Origin of the sequence: Pseudomonas sp. BIGb0176, from assembly GCF_024810175.1 — a bacterium.
In the GTDB taxonomy this organism is placed as follows: domain Bacteria; phylum Pseudomonadota; class Gammaproteobacteria; order Pseudomonadales; family Pseudomonadaceae; genus Aquipseudomonas; species Aquipseudomonas protegens.
The window spans coordinates 140,793-164,589 of sequence record NZ_JANUEC010000005.1 but is presented as its reverse complement, the minus strand read 5'-3'; the positions used below and the strand labels follow the sequence as shown (position 1 = coordinate 164,589).

General features: G+C 64.2%; 22 protein-coding genes and 1 tRNA gene. 7 read left to right on the top strand and 16 right to left on the bottom strand.

Translation table 11 applies throughout. From position 1 onward, the window contains the following. The first annotated feature begins 237 nt into the window (after positions 1-237). Positions 238-438, top strand: coding sequence for a hypothetical protein (locus M2395_RS27585; protein ID WP_011058687.1), 201 nt, complete (start codon positions 238-240; stop codon positions 436-438). 81 nt (positions 439-519) lie between these two features. Here M2395_RS27585 and M2395_RS27580 read toward each other — a convergent pair whose 3' ends face one another. Further along, positions 520-2,619, bottom strand: coding sequence for a TonB-dependent siderophore receptor (locus tag M2395_RS27580; protein WP_123431233.1), 2,100 nt, complete (start codon positions 2,617-2,619; stop codon positions 520-522). 262 nt (positions 2,620-2,881) lie between these two features. Here M2395_RS27580 and M2395_RS27575 point away from each other — a divergent pair, with 262 nt between their 5' ends. The 5 genes from M2395_RS27575 to M2395_RS27555 all read left to right on the top strand — a co-directional run bounded on the left by M2395_RS27575 (position 2,882) and on the right by M2395_RS27555 (position 7,093). Next, entirely contained in the window at positions 2,882-3,577 is a 696-nt protein-coding gene (locus M2395_RS27575; protein WP_015633791.1) for a DsbA family protein, read from the top strand. 27 nt (positions 3,578-3,604) lie between these two features. Next, positions 3,605-3,994, top strand: a complete 390-nt coding sequence (locus tag M2395_RS27570; protein WP_015633792.1) for a nuclear transport factor 2 family protein — start codon at positions 3,605-3,607, stop codon at positions 3,992-3,994. A gap of 238 nt (positions 3,995-4,232) precedes the next feature. Next, complete coding sequence (locus tag M2395_RS27565) at positions 4,233-5,519, top strand: OprD family porin (protein WP_015633793.1); 1,287 nt, start codon at positions 4,233-4,235, stop codon at positions 5,517-5,519. Between the two features lie 207 nt (positions 5,520-5,726). Continuing rightward, positions 5,727-6,392, top strand: a complete 666-nt coding sequence (locus M2395_RS27560) for a hypothetical protein (protein WP_230493583.1) — start codon at positions 5,727-5,729, stop codon at positions 6,390-6,392. A 5-nt stretch (positions 6,393-6,397) separates the two neighbouring features. Next, positions 6,398-7,093: a tetratricopeptide repeat protein gene (locus tag M2395_RS27555; protein ID WP_011058694.1), complete on the top strand. Its 696-nt coding sequence runs from the start codon at positions 6,398-6,400 to the stop codon at positions 7,091-7,093. Between the two features lie 71 nt (positions 7,094-7,164). Here the strand turns inward: M2395_RS27555 and M2395_RS27550 are convergent, their stop codons facing one another. From M2395_RS27550 to M2395_RS27505, 10 genes are all read right to left on the bottom strand, one after another. Continuing rightward, positions 7,165-8,295, bottom strand: a complete 1,131-nt coding sequence (locus M2395_RS27550; protein WP_123431232.1) for a lysozyme inhibitor LprI family protein — start codon at positions 8,293-8,295, stop codon at positions 7,165-7,167. Positions 8,296-8,319: 24 nt separating this feature from the next. Further along, positions 8,320-8,706 (bottom strand): cytochrome c family protein, encoded by a 387-nt coding sequence (locus M2395_RS27545; RefSeq protein WP_011058696.1) that lies wholly within the window; start codon positions 8,704-8,706, stop codon positions 8,320-8,322. Between the two features lie 79 nt (positions 8,707-8,785). Continuing rightward, complete coding sequence (locus M2395_RS27540) at positions 8,786-9,580, bottom strand: hypothetical protein (protein WP_053148554.1); 795 nt, start codon at positions 9,578-9,580, stop codon at positions 8,786-8,788. A gap of 13 nt (positions 9,581-9,593) precedes the next feature. Next, a complete protein-coding gene (locus tag M2395_RS27535) occupies positions 9,594-10,421 on the bottom strand; it encodes a phosphatase PAP2 family protein (protein WP_011058698.1) in 828 nt (275 codons plus the stop codon). A 35-nt stretch (positions 10,422-10,456) separates the two neighbouring features. Continuing rightward, on the bottom strand, positions 10,457-11,308 hold the full coding sequence (locus M2395_RS27530) for a MipA/OmpV family protein (RefSeq protein ID WP_123431231.1): 852 nt from the start codon (positions 11,306-11,308) through the stop codon (positions 10,457-10,459). A 213-nt stretch (positions 11,309-11,521) separates the two neighbouring features. After that, the gene (locus tag M2395_RS27525; protein WP_011058700.1) at positions 11,522-12,556 is read right to left on the bottom strand and encodes a DUF1254 domain-containing protein; all 1,035 of its coding nucleotides are present in this window, start codon (positions 12,554-12,556) and stop codon (positions 11,522-11,524) included. 161 nt (positions 12,557-12,717) lie between these two features. Continuing rightward, entirely contained in the window at positions 12,718-13,701 is a 984-nt protein-coding gene (locus M2395_RS27520) for an AraC family transcriptional regulator (RefSeq protein ID WP_123431230.1), read from the bottom strand. A 264-nt stretch (positions 13,702-13,965) separates the two neighbouring features. Then, positions 13,966-14,041, bottom strand: a tRNA-Thr gene (locus M2395_RS27515). Between the two features lie 113 nt (positions 14,042-14,154). Continuing rightward, positions 14,155-15,111 carry an agmatinase gene (gene speB, locus M2395_RS27510; RefSeq protein WP_123431229.1) on the bottom strand — a complete coding sequence of 319 codons (957 nt, stop codon included), beginning with the start codon at positions 15,109-15,111 and terminating at the stop codon, positions 14,155-14,157. A 29-nt stretch (positions 15,112-15,140) separates the two neighbouring features. Continuing rightward, positions 15,141-16,526, bottom strand: a complete 1,386-nt coding sequence (locus tag M2395_RS27505; RefSeq protein ID WP_123431228.1) for a sodium:solute symporter — start codon at positions 16,524-16,526, stop codon at positions 15,141-15,143. A 198-nt stretch (positions 16,527-16,724) separates the two neighbouring features. On the opposite strand from M2395_RS27505, the gene M2395_RS27500 reads away from it, so the two are divergent. Continuing rightward, complete coding sequence (locus M2395_RS27500) at positions 16,725-17,369, top strand: hypothetical protein (RefSeq protein ID WP_011058704.1); 645 nt, start codon at positions 16,725-16,727, stop codon at positions 17,367-17,369. A 53-nt stretch (positions 17,370-17,422) separates the two neighbouring features. On the opposite strand, the gene M2395_RS27495 is transcribed toward M2395_RS27500, so the two are convergent. The 5 genes from M2395_RS27495 to M2395_RS27475 all read right to left on the bottom strand — a co-directional run bounded on the left by M2395_RS27495 (position 17,423) and on the right by M2395_RS27475 (position 23,790). Beyond that, on the bottom strand, positions 17,423-17,644 hold the full coding sequence (locus tag M2395_RS27495; protein ID WP_011058705.1) for a formate dehydrogenase subunit delta: 222 nt from the start codon (positions 17,642-17,644) through the stop codon (positions 17,423-17,425). Next, the gene (gene fdhF / locus M2395_RS27490) at positions 17,641-20,538 is read right to left on the bottom strand and encodes a formate dehydrogenase subunit alpha (protein WP_123431227.1); all 2,898 of its coding nucleotides are present in this window, start codon (positions 20,536-20,538) and stop codon (positions 17,641-17,643) included. Before fdhF ends, M2395_RS27495 begins: the two co-directional genes overlap by 4 nt. Further along, the gene (locus M2395_RS27485; RefSeq protein ID WP_123431226.1) at positions 20,535-22,094 is read right to left on the bottom strand and encodes an NADH-quinone oxidoreductase subunit NuoF; all 1,560 of its coding nucleotides are present in this window, start codon (positions 22,092-22,094) and stop codon (positions 20,535-20,537) included. The genes fdhF and M2395_RS27485 overlap by 4 nt, the downstream gene beginning before the upstream one ends. Beyond that, entirely contained in the window at positions 22,094-22,570 is a 477-nt protein-coding gene (locus M2395_RS27480) for a formate dehydrogenase subunit gamma (RefSeq protein ID WP_011058708.1), read from the bottom strand. The genes M2395_RS27485 and M2395_RS27480 overlap by 1 nt, the downstream gene beginning before the upstream one ends. Before the next feature lie 404 nt (positions 22,571-22,974). Next, the gene (locus tag M2395_RS27475; RefSeq protein ID WP_019093897.1) at positions 22,975-23,790 is read right to left on the bottom strand and encodes an ABC transporter permease; all 816 of its coding nucleotides are present in this window, start codon (positions 23,788-23,790) and stop codon (positions 22,975-22,977) included. Positions 23,791-23,797 lie beyond the last annotated feature (7 nt).

The window sequence follows — 23,797 nt, the reverse complement described above, 5'->3', positions numbered from 1 at the left end:
TGTAACAGCCGATGCCGGTTGTTTGCCGGTGCCGGCCCGGCCCGTGGCCTGAGCTTCACCAGCCAGCCCGCAGCCTAGACAGGCCGCGGGCTTTTTCATGGCCGTATATCGGCACGGGTGGCACATTGGCATAGCTCTTGTATCTCTCCTGGCGTGATTCTGAGACATGGAGAACGGTGTTGTTCTGTCATAAAGCTTGGATAAGTTAGGCCGCTCAGATACCAGGAGAGCGCTGGAATGAACATGGTCAGCGAGCGGGCGTCCCATCCCTTGGCAATGAATAACGAGTCGCTGCAGGTGCTGGCCCAGTGGTTGAAGTCCAATGGAACGCGTCAGATCAGGGAACCTGATCCGCGCCGGATCATCATTGAGCGTTACCCCGCTGGATTGCTCAGCGAGGCGGAACTGCAGGCGTTGTGGGATGTGGTGAAAGGATAGACAAACAAGGGATTGTGCGAAGCGCTGCCGGGATGGCAGCGCTTTTTTTTGCCTGGCATTCAGATGCCGGGCGTCCGGGTGTCAGAAGCGGTAGTTGCCGGTGACCACCAGGCTGCGAGGGTCGCCCGGCTGGATCTGGAAGGCGCTGGTGGCGGAACTGTAGTACTCGCGGTCGGCGATATTGTTCAGCGCAGCGCGTACGTCCCAGTCCTTGTGCCGGTAACCGGCCAGGGCGTCCCAGCGGCCATAACCGGGCAGCGCCACGGTGTTGCTGCTATCGGCGAAGCGGTCGCCGACCAGGGTCAGGCCGGTCTCGGCGTACCAGCCCAGTTCCGGTTTCCAGGTGATGAACAGGCTGCCATTGCGCTTGGCGACGTTGTTCACGCGCTTGTCTTCGAAGCCGTTGTTGTCCTTGACCACCACGGCGTCCTGCAGGCCGATGCCGCCGCGCAGGTACCAGTTGCCGACGATCTTGCCGGTGCCCGTCAGCTCGATGCCGCGGGAGCGTTGCAGCCCGGTGAGCAGGGTGATGCTGCGGTCTTGCGGATCGGAGGTGCGACGGTTGTAGAGCTCCAGCTCATACACCGCCAGGGTGGTGCTCAGGCGTTCGTCCAGCCAGTCGCTCTTGACTCCGACTTCCTTCTGCCGGGTGAGCTCAGGGCTCAGGTCGTTGCCGTTACCGGCGGCGTTCGGGGTGATGCCGATCAGGCCGCCGCCCACCGGTGAGAACGACTTGCTCCACGAGGCATAGAACGAGTGGTGCTCCAGCGGCGTCCAGACCACCCCCAGGCGCGGGCTGACGCTGTGGCTTTCGCGGCTTTCGGAGAGCCCGTTCTTGCGGTTGCTGGTCTGCACATCGAAGTTGTCGTAGCGCAGGCCGGCGAGCAATTGCCATTGATCGTTCAGGCGCAGTTGATCCTGCACATAGAGGGCCCGGCTTTCGACCTCGGTGTGGTTGTTGCTGGAGACCTGCATGCGGCCGGTGTGGCTCTGGTACGGGTTGGGGTTGTACAGGTCGACGGCGGGCACCGCCTGGCTGCCCGGCCCGGAAGTGGCGGCGTTGTAGAGGATCGGGTCGCGGCGCTGGCTGCCGAGCTCCAGGCCGGTGAGCAGGCGATGTTCCAGGCCGAAGGTGTCGAAACGGCCCTCCAGTTCGGTGTTGTTGTAGACGTTGCGGGTCTTCAGGTCCTGCTGCCAGCGTTGGCGTTGGACCTTGCCCGTCGTGGCGTTGTAGCCGGTCTGGTAGGTGTTGTCGAAGTCGCTGTCGAGCTTGAATACCCCCAGGGTGTGGCGCAGTTGCCAGTTCTCGCTGAGCTCGTAGCTCAGCTTGGAGCGCAGGGACTGGGACTTGTCGTCGATGTAGTCGCGGTGATCGCCGTAGGTGGTGTCGCGGCTGACGTCCGCCGGGCGTCCATTGACCCCGGGGATGCCGCGGTCCGGGGTGCGGTTGTAGCGGCTGTATTCGTACTGCACCAGCCAGTTCAGGTCCGGGGTCAGTTGCCAGCTCATGGACGGGGCGAACAATTGGCGGTTGCCGCTGACGCCTTTGCGGAAACTGTTCCGGTCCTCGTTGCCCAGGTTCAGGCGCAGGCTGATGTTCTCTGTCGGGTCGGCGCTGAGATCGGCATACAGGCTGCGCAGGTCCTGGCTGCCGCCCTGGACTTCGACGCTGGAGCGGCGGCCGAATTCCGGCAGCTTGCTCACCCGGTTGATGATCCCGCCCTGGCTGCCACGGCCGTAGAGCACTGCCGCCGGGCCCTTGAGCACTTCGATGCGCTCGATGTTGTGCAGGTCGCGCACGTATTGGCTGTCGTCGCGGATGCCGTCCAGGTAGAAGTCGTTACTGGCATCGAAGCCGCGGATCCGCAGGCTGTCGAAGCGCGTGTCCGAGCCGCTGCTGACGTTGGGAATGCCACTCAGGGCGCTGCCCAGGTCGTTGACGCCGTAGTCCAGCACGTTGGCGGTCTTGATTGTGTCGATGGCCTGGGGCACGTAGCGCGCCGGGGTCGAGGTACGGGTTGCAGTGCTGACTTCCTTGACGCGAGGGTCATCGGGGTCGGCTTCGGCCTCGGCACTGATGGAGGTCATCGGCAGGGTAGTGCTGGCAGCGCAGGCAAAACCGTTGGCCAGCAGGGTGCAAAGACCCAGGGACAGGGGCATGAGGCGGAAATGGGCAGGCATCTGAAACGCATCCGAGAAGGGGAAATTCGAGGGCGCGAATGGTAATGCTTGTCATTACCAGATGTTAAATATTCCCTAATAAGCTCCCCTGGCTATTTGTTTCTGAATGTATCTTTCAGGTATCGGTTCACATACTGAAGCTAAACAGACGGATTCGACCGGTTACAGCAACAGACTAAAAGCCAATTCGAGGTTTTTCCCTTGGCGCGCGCGGCCTAGTCTGCGTGACATCGAATTTTCAAGACCTTGCTGGAGCCCAGATATGTCCTTGGCCACCCTTCACTATATTTATGACCCCCTGTGCGGCTGGTGCTACGGTGCCAAGCCGCTGGTGCAGGCCGCCCAGGCGGTGGTGCCGGTGGTGGCCCATGCCGGCGGCATGATGACCGGGCGCAACCGCCAGCCGGTCTCGCCGCAACTGCGCGATTACGTCATGCCCCATGACCGGCGGATCGCCGAGTACACCGGGCAGCCTTTTGGCCAGGCCTATTTCGAGGGCCTGCTGCGGGATGAGACGGCCACCTTCGACTCGGCGCCGCCGATTGCCGCCGTACTGGCGGCCCAGGCTATGGAAGGGCGGGGCCTGGAATTTCTGGGCCGGTTGCAGACGGCGCATTATCTGGAAGGACGCAGGATCGCCGACCGGCAGGTGCTGCTGGAGCTGGCGCAGGCCCAGGGGTTTGCCCCGGTCGCCTTCGAGGCGGCCTTCGACCAGGCGGTGGCCCATGAACTGGACAACCATATAAAGGCCAGCCGGGCCCTGTTGGCCAAGGTCGGCGGGCAAGGCTTCCCGACCCTGGTGCTGGAGCGCGATGGTCGTTACCAGTTGCTCGACATCAGCCCCTGGCTGGGCAAACCCGAGGCCTTCGCCGACTGGCTGAAGACCTCCCTGGGCGCCGATAGCGGCCCTCACGATGGCGTGGTCCAGGCCTGTGGCCTGGACGGTTGCACACCCTGAACTCACCTGACCTGCGTGGAGTCACCCATGGATAACCTAGCGTTGATCAAGAGCACCTACGAAGGTGCCAACTCCCAGGAAAATGCGCGCAACACCGCAGCGGCCCTGGCCCCCGATGCCCGCTGGACCGAGGCGGCAGGCTTTCCCTATGCCGGCACCTACATAGGGTTCGAGGCGGTGCTGGAGCACGTCTTCAAGCGCCTGGGCTCGGAATGGCAGGACTTCACCTTCAAGGTCGAGAACTATGTGGCCCAGGGCGACAAGGTGTTCGCCTATGGCAATTACCAGGGCGTCTACAAGGCCTCGGGCAAACCGATCGATGTACGGGTGGCTCACTTGTGGACACTTAAAGATGGCAAGGTCACCCACTTCGAACAATTCGTGGACAGTCACAGTGTGCAGCTGGCAATGCTCTAGCCCGCAGTTCTTAGAATATTTTCAGCTATTCAAAGACGATTCACGAAATTGACACGTTGTTAAAGGCGCAGATAGGATTCGCCCCAACGCCTGTGGCCAGGAGCCATATTTCAGAATAATAAAAGGCCCACCGTGCTCACCCGCGGTCGGGCTTTTTTGTTTCAACGGTAGAAGAGCGTTCAATCGCCATAGCCGCGGAGCTCACAGCGCGTCACCAACCCGTAATAAGGAAAATAAAATGTTTAAACAGCGGATCTGCTTGGTTGCACTGGGGATTTTGAGCGCAACACAGGCCATGGCCGACGGCCAGGCCGACGCCAAGGGTTTTGTTGAAGACAGCAGCCTGAAAGTGCTGTTGCGCAACGCTTACATCAACCGTGACTACAAAGATGGCAACCCGGACAAGGCTGAATGGGGCCAGGGTTTCATCGGCACCTTCTCCTCGGGCTTCACCCAGGGCACCGTGGGCGTGGGCGTTGACGCCTTCGGCCTGTACGCACTGCGCCTGGACGGCGGCAAGGGTCGCAGCGGTGCCGGCGGCATCGACTTCTTCAAGCAGGGTGACAGCGGTAGCGCTGCAGACGACCTGGCCAAGGCCGGTGCTGCAGTCAAGTTCCGTTTCTCCAACACTGTGCTGACCTACGGTGACCAGATGCCGGCCCTGCCGGTGCTGAACTATGACAACTCGCGCCTGCTGCCGGAAAGCTACACCGGTACCCTGATCACCTCCAAGGAGATCAAGGGCCTGGAGCTGAACGCCGGTCACTTCACCGCCGAGTCGCGCAAGAGCGCCGAAGGCCGTGACAGTGGTGGCCTGAAGTCGATCAACGTATTGGGCGGTAGCTACCAGTTCACCGAGCAGTTCAAGGGCGCGCTGTACGCTTCCGACGTCGAAGACGTGCTGAAGAAGCAATACATCAACCTGAACTACGTGTTCCCGCTGGCCACTGACCAGTCCCTGACCCTGGACTTCAACGGCTACCGTACCGAGCTGGACAAGTCCTACGCCGAGAAGGCTAAAGCCGGCGGCGAAGACAACAAGATCTGGAGCCTGGCAGCCACCTACGCCATGGGCCCGCACTCCTTCACCCTGGCGCACCAGCGCAGCACCGGCGACAGCCACCTGGGCTATGCCTATGGCGGCTACCAGCGCGGTCAGAACCGCGTGGGCGATGGCGGCAACACCATCTACCTGGCCAACTCCTACTGGTCCGACTTCAACGCCGAAGACGAGCGCAGCTGGCAGCTGGGCTACGGTCTGGACTTCGGCGCCTTCGGCGTACCGGGCCTGACCTATAACGTGGCCTACGTGCGTGGCGACAACATCACCACCTCGACCTCCACCGGCGGCAGCGAGCGGGAAATCTTCAACCAGTTCAAGTACGTAGTACAGAGTGGCCCAGCCAAAGACCTGAGCGTGAAAGTACGCAGCTCGGTACTGCGCGTTTCGCAGAAGTCTTCCGAGTACAACGTGGGCGGCAACGAACTGCGTGTGTTCGTCGACTACCCGATCAACGTGTTCTGATGAACGCCTGATCACCCCCTGATATCAGGGGGTTGCCACACGAAAAGCCCCGACTGGTTCGGGGCTTTTTTGTGCCTGGGCATCCGGGTTGCAGAAATGCCCGGGATGGCGGGTGACTGTTCTCGCCCGGGTGCTTTTTTCAGCCAGTGGTTGGCGCATATCAATCTTGTTACAGTCCACCCCCCTGTCTTGTCACGGATGATTTCGATGTTCCGTACCCTGCTATCCGGCCTGTGCCTGCTGAGCGTCGCCAGCATCGCCCACGGCCAGCAAGCGACTGCGCCCGAGCAGTTGCTGAGCGACTTCTCCCGCTGCGATGCGCAGTTCTTCCAGAACCTGAATACCGCCCGACTGCCGACCGGCACCTTGAGCCTGGCCCGGTACGGTGCGGTAAGCGCGCCCAAGGTCATGAACCCTTTGCAGGAAGGCGGGCGCTACCAGGCCTTCGAACAGCCGCTGCTGGTCAATGGCGTGCGCCTGGTGGGCTACTACAACGAAGCTCAGTCGCTGAAGTCGGTGGGCAACCTGCTGTTCTGGGGCTTTGTCGCCGAGGGCCAGCCCAAGGACGTGGCCGCGGCGCTCAAGCCGCTGCTGGTGGACAACAGCCGCCTGAAGGCAGACCGCAGCGCCATGAGCCGGGTGGAGATCCGCCGGGTCGGCGACCCCATCGACCAGTGGCGCACCGAAGGCCTGGCGGGCGGTGGCGTGGCTACGCCGTTCGGTTATGTCGAACGCATCCTGAGCATCGACATCGGTACCACCAACGCGCCGATTGCCGGACGCACCACGATCTTCTGCAGCTTGCAGGGTACGGTCACCGCGCCGTTGCTGCAGGTGTATCGCCCTGACCTCAACGCCCATCTGCTGGATTGAAAAACATGCCTTCATTGTCTGTACGCGGGTCGCTCCTGCTTGTGTGTGCCCTTGCTGTGACTGGCTGCGCCAGCCTGCAGAGCCAGGACCAGATCAACTACGCCCATTGCCGCATGGTGGGCCAGGCTTCCAAGGCCGAAAAATTCGACGTGGTGCTGCAAGAGGCCGACCTGTGCCTTGAGAAGAACCAGCTGAGCCAGCCCATGCAGAGCCTGGTGTACTGGCTCAAATCCGATGCCTACGCCAGCTTCAAGCGTTATCCGGAAGCCATCGCCGCCAAGGAAAAATCCATCGAGTTGGGCCCCAAGCCCGATGCTCGGGCGGTGCTGGACCTGAGCCGTCTGTATCGCGAAGCGGGCAACCCGCAAAAGGCCCTGGAGCTGGTGCAGTCCAACCTTGACAACAACCTGGGCGAGGCGGGCAAGGGCAGCGGTTTCAACATGCCGACCTACTACCATCTGGGCCAGACGCTGTACGACCTGGGTCGCTACCGCGAGGCCGCGGAAGCCTACAGCACAGGCCTGTTGAAGCAGCCCGACTATGCCTGGGCCTTCTACCACCGCGGCCTGGCCTACGACAAACTGGGCCAGACCGACGACGCCCGCGCCGACTTTGCACAGTTCGCCAAGCTGGTGAACCAGAAGTACGTCGAGCCGCAGCACCAGGCCAAGCTGGCCGAGTACAAGATCAAGCTGCCTTGAATGCAGCGTGGTTGATGCAATAAAAAAGGCTCGCCGGATCGCGAGCCTTTTTTATCCGCGAACGCTGTTCGTCAGTCGTCCGGATTGATGGCGAACTTCAGCTGGTTGCCCTGCAGGTAGACCACCGCTTCACGGCCATGGATATCCACCGGCCGGGCCGACATTGCGTCGTGATCGGTGACTATCTTCGACAACTCCTTGCCCCGCATATCGACCCGCCAGATACAGGCCCGGGGCCCTTGGTTATCGAAGTACAGCACCGGGCGCGTGGTGCTCCAGGTCGGGTTGACGATGGCCCATCCGGCATCGGGCTGTTTCTGCTCGGTGATGTTCTCCGAATGGCTGCCCGCGTTGGCGCGCTCATAGTTCAGGGACAGCTGGCTGCTGTCGCGATTGAGGTCCTGCTCCACCCGTGCCCGGGCGTGCATGAAGGTGTTGGAGCCAACCTGGAACACCTGCTGAGTGCTGGCGGGCGCGCTGCGCGAACCCAGGCGGTAGACCATGCTTTGCTGCAACTGGCCCGCCAGCTGCTCGCGGTAGTAGAACTGGCCATCGACTATCCCGGCGTAGCGCGGCCCCTGGTCGTTGGCCCCGGGATTGGCCCAGCCGGCGAAGGCGATGTCCTGGGCGATGGGATGCAGCCCCGGCTGGTCATCGGCGTACTCATACAGGGTGCCGACATACACCGGCTTGCCCTGCTGATAGCGCCCGACAAACAGCACCACATGCAGCACCCCGGCTATCACCTGGGCATCGACGATCTGCTGGTCGCCCTGGGGCAGGGTGCTGTTGAAGGTGGCCAGGGTGAAGTTCTGCCAGTCGTCCGGGTCATAGACCAGGTACGCCTCGCCGGGAGCCAGTGGGCGCAGTGCGTCCGGGGCGGGCTCGGGAGGAATCGGCAGCGACGTGAGCATTTTCACCTGGGCCCGGTAGACCGACTCCAGGCAATCGGTGTCGGGGCAGGTATTGCGGGTGTTCTTCAACCAATGGCCTTGCAGCAGGCGGAACACCTGCAAGTGCTTCAGCGCCTGGTAGCGGCGGGTCATCTCCTCGTCCTTGGCGGACAGCGTCGGCGTGGCGCAGACAGTCTTTTCCACTTGGGTCGAGGCCTTGGCGCAGTCGAAGCCGGCGGCCTGCAGATCGGGCGTCAGCGCGCCCAGGGCGAGGCTCATGGCCGCCAGCGAGAGCAAAGGGAGCTTCATCAACACATCCTTGTCGAAAACGGGTCAGGGGGTCTGGAACGTCTGCAGATAGGCCAGCAGATTATCGATTTTTTCCTCATCGCTCAGCCCCCAGAAAATCATCCGGGTACCGGGCACCACGGCCTTGGGGTCTTCCAGGTACTGGATGAGCTTGTCCCGGCTCCAGACAATGCCCGAGGACTTCATGGCCGTCGAGTACTGGTAGTCCGCGGCGCTGCCGGCGGGGCGGTCGATGATGCCATTGAGCTGCGGCCCGAAGGAACTGCGCACCGAAGGCCCGATGTTATGGCAGCCGCTGCACAGGCGCTTGAACAGCTTGGCGCCGGCTTCGGCATCACCGGCCAGGGCCGGGGCGCTGAATAGCAGGGAGTGGAGCAACAGGGTCAGGATCGATACGGCGATGGGCTTCATGGGCGGCCTGCGTGCAACTGGAATCGGCGGCTATTGGAGCATGAAGCGCATGCCTGGGGGGAGCCTTGCGATACAAGGCTCAGAAGCGCCCACTGATACCCAGCAGCGGGCCCTTCTGGACGATGTCGTAGACAAACCCGTCATGGCGATAATCGACCCCCATGGCCCGGTAGCCGGCCACCGCCGAAAAGCCCGGCAGGAACTCCCAGCCCGCCAGTGCGGCCAGGTCCCAGTCTTCCCGGGACTGCCCGGCGCCCGCCATGCCCCAGGCGGAGAGCCAGAACCGCTCGTTCACGGCGTAGTGCCCGCGCAACCCCGCCATCGCGTCGGCCCAGGTGGCCTTGTCCGAGCCCGACAGGCCCCCCGCCGGCCCACCGTGCAGGGTGAGGCTGGTGCTGCTGTACCAGACGCGCACGCCGCCGGCGATGTCCAGGCGATGATCGTCATCCCCCAGCACCTGGTAGCCGCCCCCCAGGAAACCCGAGGCGGTCTTGCTCTGCACCTCAAGCTTGGACGCCAGCGCTCCGGCTGGCAGCCGGTTGCGGGTGTCGGTGTCGATGTACATCAGGTCGGCGAGCACGCTGTAGGGGCCGCGCCGCGCTTCGCCCATCAGCATCACCGACATGTCGACACTGCGCGCGATGTCCGAGAAGTCGGACTTGATGAACTGGGTCCCTGTGCTGCGGTGGCCTACGTGCCCGCGGATCCCGGCGCCCCACACGTACGGGCCGCCGTTGAACCGCCAGCCATCGTCGTCTGCCGCCATGGCCACGGGCGGCAGGCTGGTTCCGGCGGTCGTCAAGGCACCGAGCAGCAGCGCCAGGCGGGTACGCCGGTGCAGCAACGGTGAGTGCGGATGGTCACGGTGGATCATGCTGTTTCTCCGATCAGTGCTGGGTCAGCCCAAGAGCCACGCCTTCGGCTGCGCAGTCCTCGGCAGGCTTCAGGCCGGCCTGCTGCGCCGCCTTGACCTCCTCCTTCGCGGCCGCCAGGTCGGCGAGGAATGCCGGATTGCCATGCAGGCTGGCGACCGTCGCGGCCCCCATGATGCGGCCAGCGTCCACGTCGCTCTGCCAGTGGGCGTCGCAGATGACCCGGCTCTGGCCGTATGCCAGGCCACGGGTCATCAGTTCGGTGGCGCGGGCCGGGCTGATCTCGGCCAGGACCAGGCCCCAGGCCCAGCCCGCGGCGGAGTGGCCGGAGGGCCAGGAGCCATCCGTGCGCAGCAGTGGCTCCATGTCCTTGCGGCACGTGCCTTCGTCATGCACCACGAAGGGGCGAGTACGGTTGTAGGCATTCTTTCCGGCGTAGGTGGAGCCCCCCGCATCCGTCAGGGTGCGCTGCATCAAGGTATAGAGATGGGGGGTGCTCTTTTCGCTGATCTGCGTGCCCAGCGCGCAAGAGAAGGTTTTCGCCGGGCCGGGGAATGACAGTTCTGCATCGGTTGCCGCGAGTTTCTCCCGGCTCGAGCCACGCAGCGCCAGCGCCGCACGCCGTGCTTCTTCATCCCGCGCGAGGGCCGCGGAGCCCGGTTTTGGCGGGGCCCCGAGCAAGGCCAGGCGTACAGGCAAGTCAGCCGGTTCAAGGTAGCCTGGCGCCAGCTTGAAGTGCGGGTCGGTGACCTTCGTGGCGGCGTCCTCGGCCAGCGCCCATGCCGACCAGAGCAGGCCGGCCAGGGACAGTGTCACCGCGAAGGGTTCAGGTATTTTTTTCATCGTGCGTTCTCTTTTCTATCCATGACCACGGCTGATCAGAACCGGTACAAGGCGTCCAGATAGGCTCCGGCACCGACCTTTTCCCCCGTCAGCGGGCTGTCACGGGCGTCGGAGACCAGGGCGTAGGTCTTGATGCCACCTTCCAGCGCCAGCTGTGGCTGCCATTGCCAGGTCAGGCCCAGTTTCAAGGTCACGTCGCGCATCCCGCCACCGGGGTGGTATTCATCGAACCGGGTGCGTGCGGCTTGCTGGGCGGTGACGCCGAAGCGGGCCATCGTGTCGTTCTCGTTGCTCCAGGTACCGTACAGCGTCGAGTCCAGGGTCAAGGTCGAAGACAGCGGGTAGGTGGTGGCGACCCCGGCTTCCAGGTACGTCGTACGGCCCAGGCTTTCGCCACCGTAATTGCGCCTCTGGCTCGATTGCAGGCCGCGTACGAACAAGCGGCCGGCGGGCAGGATCCAGTACGCTTCCGCCCCCACCAGGGCGGTGCTGTCCAGGTTGCCCATGCCCCGCAGGTAGTCATCACGGCCGTCCAGGGTGTGAATGCGTTCCTTGCGCCCCGGGTCATAACCCACCAGCAGGGCCACGCCGAAAGGCGCCAGCCCCGGCAGATCCCACCGCAGCCCTTCCGGAAAGGCCGCGGTAAAGGTGCCCCAGTCCTGGGTCGGCATGACCGCCTTGAGCTTCAGTGACGGGAAGGCGGCGTAGTGGGAAGAGCCCTGGTACAACGGGCCAACAGCCAAGCCACCGCCTACCGTCACCGATGGCGTGCCGCCTGAATCGGCCGGGGCAGCCTGGGCAGGCGGCACGAGCATCAATGCAAGGGCTGCACTTAGGGAGAACACCACGGGAGACCTGAAAGAATGTGAATGATCCTTGAGTGTCATTGTTCATTTCCTTGGGTGTGAACTCTGTAGTGCAGAGCCATTGCTGAGTTGATCACCAATATTCAACTTGCAGGTGCTGGTATCCGAGGCGAGTGCAGGCCGGTAAACCCCCGGCGCAAGCGCTGGCCTCATTGATCGCCCCAGTGCGTTTACAAGTACCGATGGCAGGAGTCCGTCCTTTCGACAAACTTGCACTTGCTCGAATACTCGAATTTACAAATCGACGGGCTCGGGCGTTGGAAAACGCCATTGGCCACTGAGTATTTCGTTACTCGGTCGATAGAGCCTGACGGTGTAGTTCCAGCCGGGTGTCGTAACCAGGCAATTGACGACCTTGGCCTCGCAACCCCCGAACTGGATGACAATTGAACCATCGGCACTTTTCTTGGCAGTGAGGTTGTTCAGCGAATAGGCGTCATAGGGGTTTTTCTGAAAGTACCCGTCGGCGTTGTAAACACTCACAGACCAGAAACTCTTGACCGGTACCTGTTCGACCTTGAGCCGGTAGACGGTTTTTCCATCGTTGTGCGGCAATACTGCTCCGAGGTAGATGGCGTCCCTGCTCGGGTTGCCGCCCCAGCCCGTTGCGGTTCCGATCAGGTGGCGCACCGGATCGACCCTGCCTTTCGGGCCAAAGGACTGGTTGTAGTCGGGAAGGGTCGAACCCAGAACAGCCAGGGCATCACGCACTTTTTTCTGGCTCGCCTGATCCCACTTCGGAACCACGAACTCCCCGTGCCTGGCCTGGCTGACCTGGATGGCGTCCTGCAGCGCATGCACCTGCTCGAGGTCTTTGCGATCCGTGGGGTCGAAGAACAGGCGGATAGCGACAAATACATAGCGTGTGCCGATGTCCTCTTTCGCCAGCGTATGGGGACCGGGCCCATAAATGACTGCCGGCACGTAGTGATCTTCGTTGACCACTTGCATCGACATGAACCTCTCACCGGCTTCAGGCAAGGTGACAGTCACCGGGCCGGCATCGAGATCGAACACCGCTGACGAGTAAAGCGTGTCCCTGTTCATGCGGATGACATCCTGAGCGTCGATGGCAACCGCTTCGCGGCTGTGAACAAACCGCCCCAGGCCTCCACTCTTCACACTCTTGCCCATGTAGAGGTCGGACTCGGCGCGAGCAAAGTTATCGACATTTACCCGCACCGTCGCATCAGCGGATGACTGAGCGTGTGCACTGGCAAAAGTGGCCAGCGTCAGGGCGACGATGCAGGCCGTGGATGAATCGGGCATGAAAACCTCTAGCTCTTTTAAGTGGGCATTACCTTTTCAGACTTTATAAGAACACCCTGCTGGAAACTTGCCATTTGGTGCCAAAAGCACACCAGGCAAGTACCGCGAAGTGGGTTATTTGAAGGCGCCCGATAGTGGGGCGGGAGGGTCAGGCGAAGAGGTTAACGATCATCTTTCAAGAGCGAGCGGTAGCGCGACGGCGAACTTCCGGTCCAGCGCTTGAAGGCTCGGGTAAAGTGCGCCTGATCACTGTAGCCCACCATGTAGGCAATCTCGGTCGCGGTGTATTTGCCGCTGGCAATCAATTGCAGTGCTTCGCTGCGACGGGTTTCGTCACGCAGGTCTTCGAAGTCCATGCCGCAGTACTTGAGGCGCCGCTGTAGCGTTCGGGAAGACAAGCCGATGTTTCTTGAAATAGCGGTAAGTTTGGATCGATCCTGATCCGCGATCCGTTCGATCAGCACACCGGCGGCTTGCGCGGTCGACTTCAAGGCCTCGGTGACTTTCCAGGCGTCATCCCGGGCAGGTTGCAGAGGGGTGTCGAGCAGCTCACGATCGAATTCGATCATGTTGTGCTTCGCGTTCATGTGCAGATTCGGCCCCAGGTACTCCTCCAGCGCCTCATCTCCTCGCTCCCGCGGGTTTTGCAGATGCACCCGTATGGCGCAAGGCTCGCCGGACATGAGCGGCACTTTCCTCAGCAGCGCCAGAGTGCCGAGAATGACCTGCTTCGGATCAGCCCCGTGCTGCCCGGTGAATTGCTGGATCAGCTTCGTCGTACGACCTTCGGTAACGATTCTTACGTCACTTCCTTGATGCAGTAAGTCCGTATGGATCGCTGCCACTGCGCACGCCTGGGCAAGGTTGGTCGAACCCAGGATCAACCCGCCCCAGGCGCCGAGTGAGCGTACTTCGATCAGGTGCCCCACCGTTGCACCCGCGAAGGGGTCCTGTGCGACCGCGGCCATTTCATTGGCGATGTGAAAACAGGTCGCTCGCGGCACCCAGGCATCCGGGTATTGAAAAACCTGCGGGGAAATCCCGTAACGCCGGAAGAACTCCAGCGGCGACACCCCGCGCATGCTCAGGTAGGGCGCTATTTGCTGAAGCGTGCTGAGTTTGATGGAGGGCGTTGCATGGGTCATGAGCGTTTGCACCTGGTTCAAAGGCCGTGCACGTGAGGAACGTCCGAGTCCGCAGGAAACACTAGCGCAAAACACCTGCCGGAGTCGTGCTGGCGATGTGCATTGAACACGAAGGACATTGTGCTTGTGGGACTTGCGAAGAAGGGTAAGGGGGCTGAAGCGCGGCGATACCGGGTCCAGCAAGGTGCTGAAGGCATCGGGAGAGGATTGTTTGACCCTGGAAACAACAAAGCCCTCGCATCGCTGCGAGGGCTTTGTTTTGTATGGTGCCGGCACCAGGAGTCGAACCCGGGACCTACTGATTACAAGTCAGTTGCTCTACCAACTGAGCTATACCGGCGTGTCAGGGCGACGATTATAGCGATTGGCGGGCTTCTGTAAACCCCTGAAATCTGACTATTTTTGCGAAGCGCTCAGGGCCGTGTCCGCTGGCAAACGATTGGCTGGCCCTCCTCAGGAGCCTTGCGCTATCGATTCGGCGAGGATGCACAGCAACTCGAACATCAGGGTCGCGCCCACCAGGGCGGTGGCGCCGCCGACGTCGAAGGGCGGCGAGACTTCCACCACGTCGGCGCCGACCAGGTTCAGGCCGCGCAGGCCGCGGATCATCTGCTGGGCCTGGAGGGTGGTCATGCCGCCGATCTCCGGGGTGCCGGTGCCGGGGGCGAAGGCCGGGTCGAGCACGTCGACGTCGAAGCTGATGTAGGTCGGGCCGTCGCCCACCACGCGCCGGGCTTCGGCCAGGGTGGCTTCGACGCCGATGTCGGCGAACTCTTCCATGTGGATCACGCGAATCCCGCAGTCCCGGGCGAAAGCCTCGTCGTCGGCGCTGTAGATCGAACCGCGAATGCCGATCTGCACCGTGCGCTTGGGGTCCAGCAGGCCTTCTTCGATGGCGCGGCGAAAGGGCGTGCCGTGGGTGTAGAGGTTGTCGCCGAAGTAGCGGTCGTTGGTGTCGGAGTGGGCATCGAAGTGCACCATGCCGATGGGGCGGTGGCGGGCCAGGGCGCGGAAGATCGGCAGGGTCACCAGGTGGTCGCCACCCACCGCCAGGGGCACGGCGCCGGCCTGGTGCAATTGGCTGAAGAAACCTTCGATCTGTTTCAGCGAATCCAGCAGGTCGATGGGGTTCACCGGTGCATCACCCAGGTCACCGACCCGGACCAGGTCATAGGGGGCGATGCGGCTGACATGGTGCACCTTGCGCATCAGGCTCGACTGGTTGCGCACCTCCCGCGGGCCGTGGCGGGCACCGGCACGGTTGGTGGTGCCGCCGTCCCAGGGCACGCCCACCAGGGCGATCTGCACCTGGGTCGGGTCGTTGAACAGCGGCAGGCGCATGAAGCTTGGAATGCCGGCGAAGCGTGGTACCAGGGCGGCATCCACGGGTTGGGGAAAGGGCTTGGACATGGCGGGGTTCCTTGTTCGCTGTGAAGGGTTTATTCGGCGGCGCTGCGCAGTGCCGGTGCCGCCCGGCTTGTCAGGCTGACGCCGACAAAGGTCAGCAGGCTGACCCCGAGCCCGTAGTAGATCGGGGTGTTGGCGAGAATGCCGTCGCGGACCATGAACGCGATCACCGTCAGGCTGCCGGTGAGCATGCAGGCGATGGCGCCCCTGGCCGAGGCGCGGCGCCACAGCAGCGCGCCCATGATCGGCACCAGCAGGCCGCCCACCAGCAGGTTGTAGGCGATGCTCAGCCCGGCGATCACGTCGTTCACCAGGCACGCCATCAACAGCATCGCTCCCCCCAGCCCGAGGGTGATCCAGCGGCTGCTGGCCAGGTGGTTTTCCCCGCCCCGGGTAAGGAAGCGGCTGTAGATGTCTTCCTTGAGCACCGTGGCCGAAGCCAGCAGGCAGGCGCTGGCGGTGGACATGATGGCGGCCAGGGCCGCGGCCACCACCAAGCCGCGCAGGCCGGCGGGCAACACGCTGCGGGTGATTTCGGCGAAGGCGTTTTCCGCCACCGCCAGGTCCGGCAGCAGCAGCTTGGCGGCGGCCCCCACCAGGGCGCAGGCGGCGCCATAGAACATGCAGTAGATCCCGGCGCCGAGCCCGGCGTAGCGCACCACGCTTTCACTGCGGGCGGTGAACAGCCGCTGCCAGATGTCCTGGCCGATCAGGGCGCCGAAGAAGTACAGCAGGAAGTAGGTGAGGATGGTGTCCAGGCCGATATTGCCCAGCTCGAAGAAGCCCGCCGGCAGGTTGGCCTGCAAGGCTTCCAGGCCGCCGGCCTGGCCCAGGCTCATGGGCAGCAGGACGCCGAAGATCCCCAGGGTCATGATCACGAACTGGATGATGTCGGTGAGGGTCAGCGACCACATGCCGCCGATCACCGAGTAGAAGATCACCAGGCCGCCGCCGCAGAGGATCGCTGTGATCCGCGGGATCTCGAACACCACTTCGGTGATCGAGCCGATGGCGATGGTGGCGGTCACCGCCACCATCAGGTCGTAGGCCACCATCACGCAGCCACCGATCAGCCGCGAGGACGCCTGATAGCGCTGCTCCAGGATCTGGGTCACGGTAAAGACCCGCAACTGGGCGATCTGCCGGGAGAACACCAGGCTCAGCACGATGATCCCCAGACCCAGCATGAACACCAGCCACAGCCCGGAAATGCCGTAGCTGTAGCCCAGGCGCACCGAGCCTATGGTGGAAGCGCCGCCGAGCATCACCGCCGACAGCGTGCCCAGGTACAGGGCCGGGCCCAGGCGGCGCCCGGCCACCAGAAAGTCATCCTGGCTTTTCACTTTGCGCATGCCCCACCAGCCGAGGCCGGCCATCAGCAGGACGTAGATCGCCATTACCAGATAATCGAGTGCCATAACCGTCGCTTCCTTTTGTTTTTGTTGTTGAAGGCAGGTCGGGGCAGCGTAGGTGGCAGGGGTTGCCGGGTACATCCCGGCGGGCACAAGCTGGCTTGTGTTTTGTGGAAAGTGCCTGGGTGGCAGTGAAGGCTGCGGGTACTCGGCCGATAGCCTGTGCGGGCCCGGTGGCCGCCTCAGTCAAAGGAAACTTCAGTGATGAATCTCGCAACTCCCACCCTGCTGGCCGCGTTGGCGTTGCTCGGCGCTTGCAGTGTCAAACCGGTACAGCCCTATTCGGAACCGCCCCTGAGCGTGCCGACCGCGCAGTTGCGGGTGATCACCAACGGCGAGGTGCGCGGGGACGCCTATGCCGGGTGCCTGGGGGACAGCAAGCGCCTGGCCAAGGCCGGGCGTTTCGGCAGCGATCAACAGGCCAACATCAACTACCCGCAGTTCCCGGTGCAGCCCCGGCAGATCGACATGCTGCCCAGGTTCGCGCCGAAACTGCCGGCCTACGCAGGGGCGATCCGCAGGGGCGAGGGCGCCTACAACGAGATCGCCACCGAGTACCGGGTACCGGCGGGCCGGCCTTTCCTGCTGGAAGGCGGGGGCGTGGCGGCGGGTGGCTATGGCAGCACCTACAGCACCTGCCCCGAGGTGAGGAAGGTGGTGCTGTTCGAGCCGGGCAAGAGTTACGAGGCCTATGTCGGCCTGAACTACATCCCCCAGGCGAACGGCGAAACCGCAGCCATGTGTGCCTTTGCGGTGTACCAGTTGTTGCCCCTGGGCAAGCCGGGAGCGGTCATGCCGATGGCGGTCCAGGCCAAGCCGCCGGTGGACAGCAAGTGCCCGGGTAGCTGAGCCGTTGGAGGGTAGCCCCGGCCTGGGGTAGCAGGCCGGGGGTGAGGGCTGGTCTAGGCCTCCCAGCCCGCGTCGCGCACCGCCTGCTGCACGAGTGGATGCAGTTCGGCCCCTTGCTGCTCGGTCTGCCAGGCCAGCAGTTCCTTGCGCATGCCTGGGGTCCAGAACATCTGCATGTGGTTGCGCACGCTGAGCACGGCCTGTACCTGGTCCGGCTCATTGGCGAAGTACGAGGCGATCTGGTTGGCCATCTTGATCAGGTTGGCGGTGCTCATCGACGCACCTCCGCCTTGCCGCCCCGGGAGCGGCCACGCTTGTCCAGCAGGCGATGCTGCTCTTCGCTGAATGCCTGGTAGCGCTTCTGCCATTCGGAAGGGTGGTAGACGCGGCTGACTTCCACCGCGGTGACCTTGTATTCCGGACAGTTGGTGGCCCAGTCGGAGTTGTCGGTGGTGATCACGTTGGCCCCCGATTCGGGGAAGTGGAAGGTGGTGTAGACCACCCCCGGCGCCACCCGCTCGGTAACCCGGGCGCGCAGCACGGTCTGCCCGGCGCGGCTGCCGATACCCACCCAATCGTCTTCGTTGATGCCCCGGCTCTCGGCGTCGGTGGGGTGGATTTCCAGACGGTCCTCGGCGTGCCAGGCGACGTTGTCGGTACGCCGGGTCTGGGCGCCGACGTTGTACTGGCTGAGGATGCGCCCGGTGGTCAGCAGCAGCGGGTAGCGGCCATTGACCTTCTCGTCGGTGGGCACGTAGCCGGTGAGCATGAAGCGCCCCTTGCCGCGCACGAACTCGTCGATGTGCATGGTCGGTGTGCCGTCCGGCGCGGCGTCGTTGCACGGCCATTGCAGGCTGCCGTGACGGTCCAGGCTGGCGTAGCTGACGCCGGTGAAGGTCGGGGTCAGGCGGGCGATCTCATCCATGATTTCCGAGGGATGGCTGTAGTGCATCGGGTAGCCCAGGGCCGCGGCCAGGGCCAGGGTGCCTTCCCAGTCGGCCTTGCCGCCCAGGGGCTCCATGACCTTGCGCACCCGGGAGATGCGCCGTTCGGCGTTGGTGAAAGTGCCGTCCTTTTCCAGGAACGAGCTGCCCGGCAGGAACACGTGGGCGAACTTGGCGGTTTCGTTGAGGAAGATGTCCTGCACCACCACGCATTCCATGGCCGACAGGGCCGCGGTCACGTGCTGGGTGTTGGGATCGCTCTGGGCGATGTCCTCGCCCTGGCAGTACAGGCCCTTGAAGCTGCCGCCCAGGGCTGCTTCGAACATGTTGGGAATGCGCAGCCCGGGATCGGCCTGCAGGGTGACGTTCCAGGCCTGCTCGAACTGCTGGCGCACCGCCTGGTTGGAGATGTGCCGATAGCCCGGCAGCTCGTGGGGGAAGGAGCCCATGTCGCAGGAACCCTGGACGTTGTTCTGCCCTCGCAGCGGGTTCACGCCCACCCCTTCGCGGCCGATGTTGCCGGTGGCCATGGCCAGGTTGGCGATGCCCATGACCGAGGTGCTGCCCTGGCTGTGCTCAGTGACCCCCAGGCCGTAGTAGATCGCCGCGTTGCCGCCGGTGGCGTAGAGGCGGGCAGCGGCACGGATGTCGGCGGCGGGCACGCCGCAGATGGCGCCGAGCACTTCCGGCGAGTTGTCCGCGCGGCTGACGAAAGCGCTCCACAGGGCGAAGGCCTCGGGCTCGCAGCGGGCGCTGACGAACTCCTGGTCGACCAGCCCTTCAGTGACGATCACATGCGCCAGGGCATTGAGCATGGCCACGTTGGTGCCGGGGCGCAGGGCCAGGTGCAGCTCGGCGCGGGCGTGCACCGAGTCCACCAGGTCGATGCGCCGCGGGTCGATGACGATCAGCTTGGCCCCTTCACGCAGGCGGCGTTTGAGCTGGGAACCGAACACCGGGTGGGCGTCGCTGGGGTTGGCGCCCATCACCAGGATTACGTCGGCCTGCATCACCGAGTCGAAGCTCTGGGTCCCGGCGGATTCCCCCAGGGTCTGCTTGAGGCCGTAGCCGGTGGGCGAGTGGCAGACCCGGGCGCAGGTATCGACGTTGTTGTTGCCGAAGGCCGCCCGCACCAGCTTCTGCACCAGGTAGGTTTCCTCGTTGGTGCAGCGGCTGGAGGTGATGCCGCCGATGGAATCGCGGCCATATTTGAACTGGATGCGCCGCAGTTCGCTGGCGGCGTAGGACACTGCTTCGTCCCAGCTGACTTCCTGCCAAGGGTCGCTGATGTGCTTGCGGATCATCGGCTTGGTGATGCGGTCCGGGTGGGTGGCGTAGCCCCAGGCGAAGCGGCCCTTGACGCAGGAGTGGCCGTGGTTGGCCTGGCCGTTCTTGTCCGGAACCATGCGCACCAGCTGGTCGCCCTTCATCTCGGCGCGGAACGAGCAACCAACCCCGCAGTAGGCGCAGGTGGTGATCACCGCCCGCTCCGGCTGGCCCATCTGCACCACGCTCTTTTCCATCAGGGTGGCGGTGGGGCAGGCCTGCACGCAGGCGCCGCAGGACACGCATTCGGAGTCCAGGAAGTTGTCGCCACCGGCCGCCGCAACCCGGGATTCGAAGCCGCGGCCGCTGATGGTCAGGGCGAAGGTGCCCTGGGTTTCCTCGCAGGCGCGCACGCAGCGGTTGCAGACGATGCACTTGCTCGGGTCGTAGTCGAAGTAGGGGTTGGAGGTGTCTTTCTGATCCTGCAGGTGGTTGGCGCCGTCATAGCCGTAGCGCACTTCCCGCAGGCCCACCTGGCCGGCCACGGTCTGCAGTTCGCAGTTGCCGTTGGCCGAGCAGGTCAGGCAGTCCAGAGGGTGGTCGGAGATGTACAGCTCCATCACGTTGCGGCGCAGGGTCGCCAGTTTCGGCGTTTGCGTATGCACCACCATGCCTTCGCTGACCGGGGTGGTGCAGGAGGCCGGGTAGCCGCGCATGCCGTCGATCTCCACCAGGCACATGCGGCACGAACCGAAGGCTTCCAGGCTGTCGGTGGCGCAGAGTTTGGGAATGGTGGTGCCCATCAGGGCCGCGGCGCGCATCACCGAGGTGCCCTGGGGCACGCTGATGCTGCGCCCGTCGATGTTCAGGCTGACCTGCACCTGGCTGTCGCGGGCCGGGGTGCCGAAGTCCACGGCATTGAGATCGATGTCTGTGGCTGGGTCGAAAAGAGTGATCATTGCTCGGCCTCCGAGGGCGCCAGACCGAAGTCGGCGGGGAAGTGCTTCAGGGCGCTGGCCACCGGGTAGGAGGTCATCCCGCCCAGGGCGCACAGCGAGCCGTATTGCAGGGTGTCGCACAGGTCCTTGAGGATCAGCGCCTGCTCATCGCGGCGGCCTTGATCGGGAGCGGCCAGCAGGCGATCGATGACCTCCACGCCGCGGGTCGAGCCGATGCGGCACGGGGTGCATTTGCCGCAGGATTCCTCGGCGCAGAACTGCAGGGCGAAGCGCGCCATGCGGGCCAGGTCCAGGCTGTCGTCGGCCACCACTACGCCACCGTGGCCGAGCATCGCGCCCATGGCGGCGAAGGCTTCGTAATCCAGCGGCGTATCGAACTGCGAAGGCGGTACCCAGGCGCCCAGGGGGCCACCGACTTGCGCTGCCTTCAGTGGCCGGCCACTGGCGGTGCCGCCGCCATAGCCTTCCACCAGCTCGCGCAGGGTCAGGCCGAAGGCCCGCTCCACCAGACCGCCATGGCGCACGTTGCCCGCCAGTTGGAAGGGCATGGTGCCCAGGGACCGGCCCATGCCGTAGTCACGATAGAACGGCGCGCCCTTGGCCAGGATCAGCGGCACCGAGGCCAGGGTCAGCACGTTGTGCACCAGGGTCGGCTGGCCGAACAGGCCTTGCAGCGCCGGGATCGGCGGCTTGGCGCGGACGATGCCGCGCTTGCCTTCCAGGGAGTCCAGCAGAGCGGTTTCCTCGCCGCAGATATAGGCCCCGGCACCGACCCGCACCTCCATGTCGAAGGCCTGGCCGCTACCGCCGGCATTGGCCCCGAGATAACCGGCATCTCGGGCGATGTCCAGGGCCTCGCGCAGGGTGGCCACGGCCTGGGGGTATTCCGAGCGCACGTAGATATAGCCGTAGCTGGCGCCGACTGCGATGCCGGCAATGGCCATGCCTTCGATCAGCAGGAACGGGTCGCCTTCCATCAGCATGCGGTCGGCGAAGGTGCCGGAGTCGCCTTCGTCGGCGTTGCACACCAGGTATTTCTGCTGCTGCGGCGTGTCGCGCACGGTGCGCCATTTGATCCCGGCGGGGAAGGCCGCGCCGCCACGGCCGCGCAGGCCGGAATCGAGCACCGCGGCCACGGTCTGCTCGCCGCCCAGGGCGATGGAGCGGGTCAGGCCCTCGAAGCCGTCGTGGGCCCGGTAATCGGCCAGGGACAGCGGCCGGGTAATGCCGGCGCGGGCGAACAGCAGGCGTTGCTGGTTCTTCAGGTAGGGCAGGTCTTCGACCCGGCCCAGGGCCAGGGGATGGCTGGCGGCATCGCCTTGCAGGGCGTCCAGTAGCGCCGGTACGTCGGCGGCGCCCACCGGGCCGAAGCCCAGGCGCCCGTCCGGGGTGTCGACTTCCAGCAGCGGCTCCAGCCAGTACAGGCCACGGGAGCTGGTGCGTTGCAGTTGCAGCGGCAGCTGGCGCTGTTCGGCCTGGGTGGCGATGGCCTTGGCCACCTCATCGGCGCCCACGGCGCGGGCCAGGGAATCACAGGGCAGGTAGAGGCTGGGCATCACGCGTCCTCCCGGCAGCTGTCGAGCAGCGCGTCCAGGCGCTCGGCGCTCAGGCGTGCATGCAGCTGGCCATCCAGCTCCAGGGCTGGCGAGCAGGCGCAGGCCCCCAGGCAATACACCGGCCGCAGGCTGATGTTGCCATCGGCGCTGCTGCCGTGGTCGTCCAGTTGCAGGCGCTCGCGCAGTTGCGCCGCCAGTTGCTCGGCGCCGCGGCTCTGGCAGGATTCGGCGCGGCACAGGCGCAGGATATGCCGCGCCGGCGGTGCGCTGCGAAAGTCATGGTAGAAGCTGATTACCCCGCGAACTTCGGCCTGGCTCAGGTTGAGGCTGTGGGCTATTTCCGGGATGGCGGGATCGGGGATGTAGCCGAGCTCTTCCTGGATCTGGTGGAGGATCGGCAGCAGCGCGCCCGGGGAGTCTTTGTGGCGCTCCAGCAGGCGGTGGATCAGAGGCAGGTGCAGTGTTTCATCAGGCATACAGCATTCCTCACGGTCACGGACAAACCTGGTGGTTGTCGGCTGTCCGAAAGTGTCGGCTGCGGCGCTGGTTGCCACGTCACGGTAGCGCGGCGTTTCAGGCCGTTGGCCATGCACCCTGAATGGGCATCTTGTTGTACCCGGCGCGGTCGTTGCCGCACCTGTTCAGGGCATAAAGGGCAGCTTGACACGCTGCTTCTGGTTCATCTGCACGAAAGCGACTTGTTCGGTTCCATCTACGACCACCCATTGAGTCTAGAAGAGCCTGGGCAACCGGGTGGGCGAACGGGGCACTATCGGATAAAACGCGGGGAGTGAGGGATGACTTCGGTCAGCTCGGAAGCGAATAGCCAGGGAGTAGGGTGGGCCCTGTGGCGAGGGAGCAAGCTCCCTCGCCACAGGCGCTAGGAGCGGGCGCGGCGCTGGGCGGCGTACTGCAAGGCCAGGCGGCCCATGAGCACCAGCAGGGTCAGGCCGATCAGCAGCACCGAGATCGCCGCCACGCTGGGGTCGACGTTATCGCGCAGGCCGCTCCAGATCCGCCGCGGCAGGGTGTTGACGTCGACACTGGTGATGAACAGGGTCACCGCCACTTCCTCCCAGGACAGGGCAAAGCTCAGCAGCGCGGTGGAGAAGATCCCCAGCTTGAGGTTCGGCAACATCACCAGGAAGGTGGTCTGCATCAGGCTCGCCCCCAGGTTGCGCGAGGCCAGCTCGATGCGCCGGTCCACCTGGCTCAGCGCCACCAGCATGGTCACCACGCCGTAGGGCACCACCATCACCACATGGGCGATCACCACCCCGGGCAGGGTGTCGTAGCCCCAGCCCGGGGCGATGCGCCCGAGGTTGGTTTCCATGAAGTACAGCACCAGCGCCGAGATCACCGGCGGAATGGCCATGGGCAGCAGCACCAGGCCGATCAGCAGGGTTGCCAGGCGCGAACGCAGGTACCAGATGCCGAGGCTGAAACTCACCGCCAGCAGGGTGGCGATCAGGCTGGTGGCGCTGGCGATGGCCAGGCTCTGGCCGATGCTCGACAGCCAGTCGGGGTTGCTCAGCAGCGCCTCGTAGTGGCGCAGCGACCAGTGGCCGTCGGGCATCGACAGGTAGCGTTTGGCGGTGAAGGAAACCGGGATCACTGTCAGCAGCGGGAACAGCATGAAGGCCATGGCGACCACGGCGATCAGCCGGGTACTCAGGGCAGTGCGATGTGTATTCATAGTGACC

Bases quoted from the DNA above. Each gene is read 5' to 3' on its own strand.
- M2395_RS27585 (WP_011058687.1), top strand. From the start codon at position 238: ATGAACATGGTCAGCGAGCGGGCGTCCCATCCCTTGGCAATGAATAAC.
- M2395_RS27580 (WP_123431233.1), bottom strand. From the start codon at position 2,619: ATGCCTGCCCATTTCCGCCTCATGCCCCTGTCCCTGGGTCTTTGCACC.
- M2395_RS27575 (WP_015633791.1), top strand. From the start codon at position 2,882: ATGTCCTTGGCCACCCTTCACTATATTTATGACCCCCTGTGCGGCTGG.
- M2395_RS27570 (WP_015633792.1), top strand. From the start codon at position 3,605: ATGGATAACCTAGCGTTGATCAAGAGCACCTACGAAGGTGCCAACTCC.
- M2395_RS27565 (WP_015633793.1), top strand. From the start codon at position 4,233: ATGTTTAAACAGCGGATCTGCTTGGTTGCACTGGGGATTTTGAGCGCA.
- M2395_RS27560 (WP_230493583.1), top strand. From the start codon at position 5,727: ATGTTCCGTACCCTGCTATCCGGCCTGTGCCTGCTGAGCGTCGCCAGC.
- M2395_RS27555 (WP_011058694.1), top strand. From the start codon at position 6,398: ATGCCTTCATTGTCTGTACGCGGGTCGCTCCTGCTTGTGTGTGCCCTT.
- M2395_RS27550 (WP_123431232.1), bottom strand. From the start codon at position 8,295: ATGAAGCTCCCTTTGCTCTCGCTGGCGGCCATGAGCCTCGCCCTGGGC.
- M2395_RS27545 (WP_011058696.1), bottom strand. From the start codon at position 8,706: ATGAAGCCCATCGCCGTATCGATCCTGACCCTGTTGCTCCACTCCCTG.
- M2395_RS27540 (WP_053148554.1), bottom strand. From the start codon at position 9,580: ATGATCCACCGTGACCATCCGCACTCACCGTTGCTGCACCGGCGTACC.
- M2395_RS27535 (WP_011058698.1), bottom strand. From the start codon at position 10,421: ATGAAAAAAATACCTGAACCCTTCGCGGTGACACTGTCCCTGGCCGGC.
- M2395_RS27530 (WP_123431231.1), bottom strand. From the start codon at position 11,308: ATGACACTCAAGGATCATTCACATTCTTTCAGGTCTCCCGTGGTGTTC.
- M2395_RS27525 (WP_011058700.1), bottom strand. From the start codon at position 12,556: ATGCCCGATTCATCCACGGCCTGCATCGTCGCCCTGACGCTGGCCACT.
- M2395_RS27520 (WP_123431230.1), bottom strand. From the start codon at position 13,701: ATGACCCATGCAACGCCCTCCATCAAACTCAGCACGCTTCAGCAAATA.
- speB (WP_123431229.1), bottom strand. From the start codon at position 15,111: ATGTCCAAGCCCTTTCCCCAACCCGTGGATGCCGCCCTGGTACCACGC.
- M2395_RS27505 (WP_123431228.1), bottom strand. From the start codon at position 16,526: ATGGCACTCGATTATCTGGTAATGGCGATCTACGTCCTGCTGATGGCC.
- M2395_RS27500 (WP_011058704.1), top strand. From the start codon at position 16,725: ATGAATCTCGCAACTCCCACCCTGCTGGCCGCGTTGGCGTTGCTCGGC.
- M2395_RS27495 (WP_011058705.1), bottom strand. From the start codon at position 17,644: ATGAGCACCGCCAACCTGATCAAGATGGCCAACCAGATCGCCTCGTAC.
- fdhF (WP_123431227.1), bottom strand. From the start codon at position 20,538: ATGATCACTCTTTTCGACCCAGCCACAGACATCGATCTCAATGCCGTG.
- M2395_RS27485 (WP_123431226.1), bottom strand. From the start codon at position 22,094: ATGCCCAGCCTCTACCTGCCCTGTGATTCCCTGGCCCGCGCCGTGGGC.
- M2395_RS27480 (WP_011058708.1), bottom strand. From the start codon at position 22,570: ATGCCTGATGAAACACTGCACCTGCCTCTGATCCACCGCCTGCTGGAG.
- M2395_RS27475 (WP_019093897.1), bottom strand. From the start codon at position 23,790: ATGAATACACATCGCACTGCCCTGAGTACCCGGCTGATCGCCGTGGTC.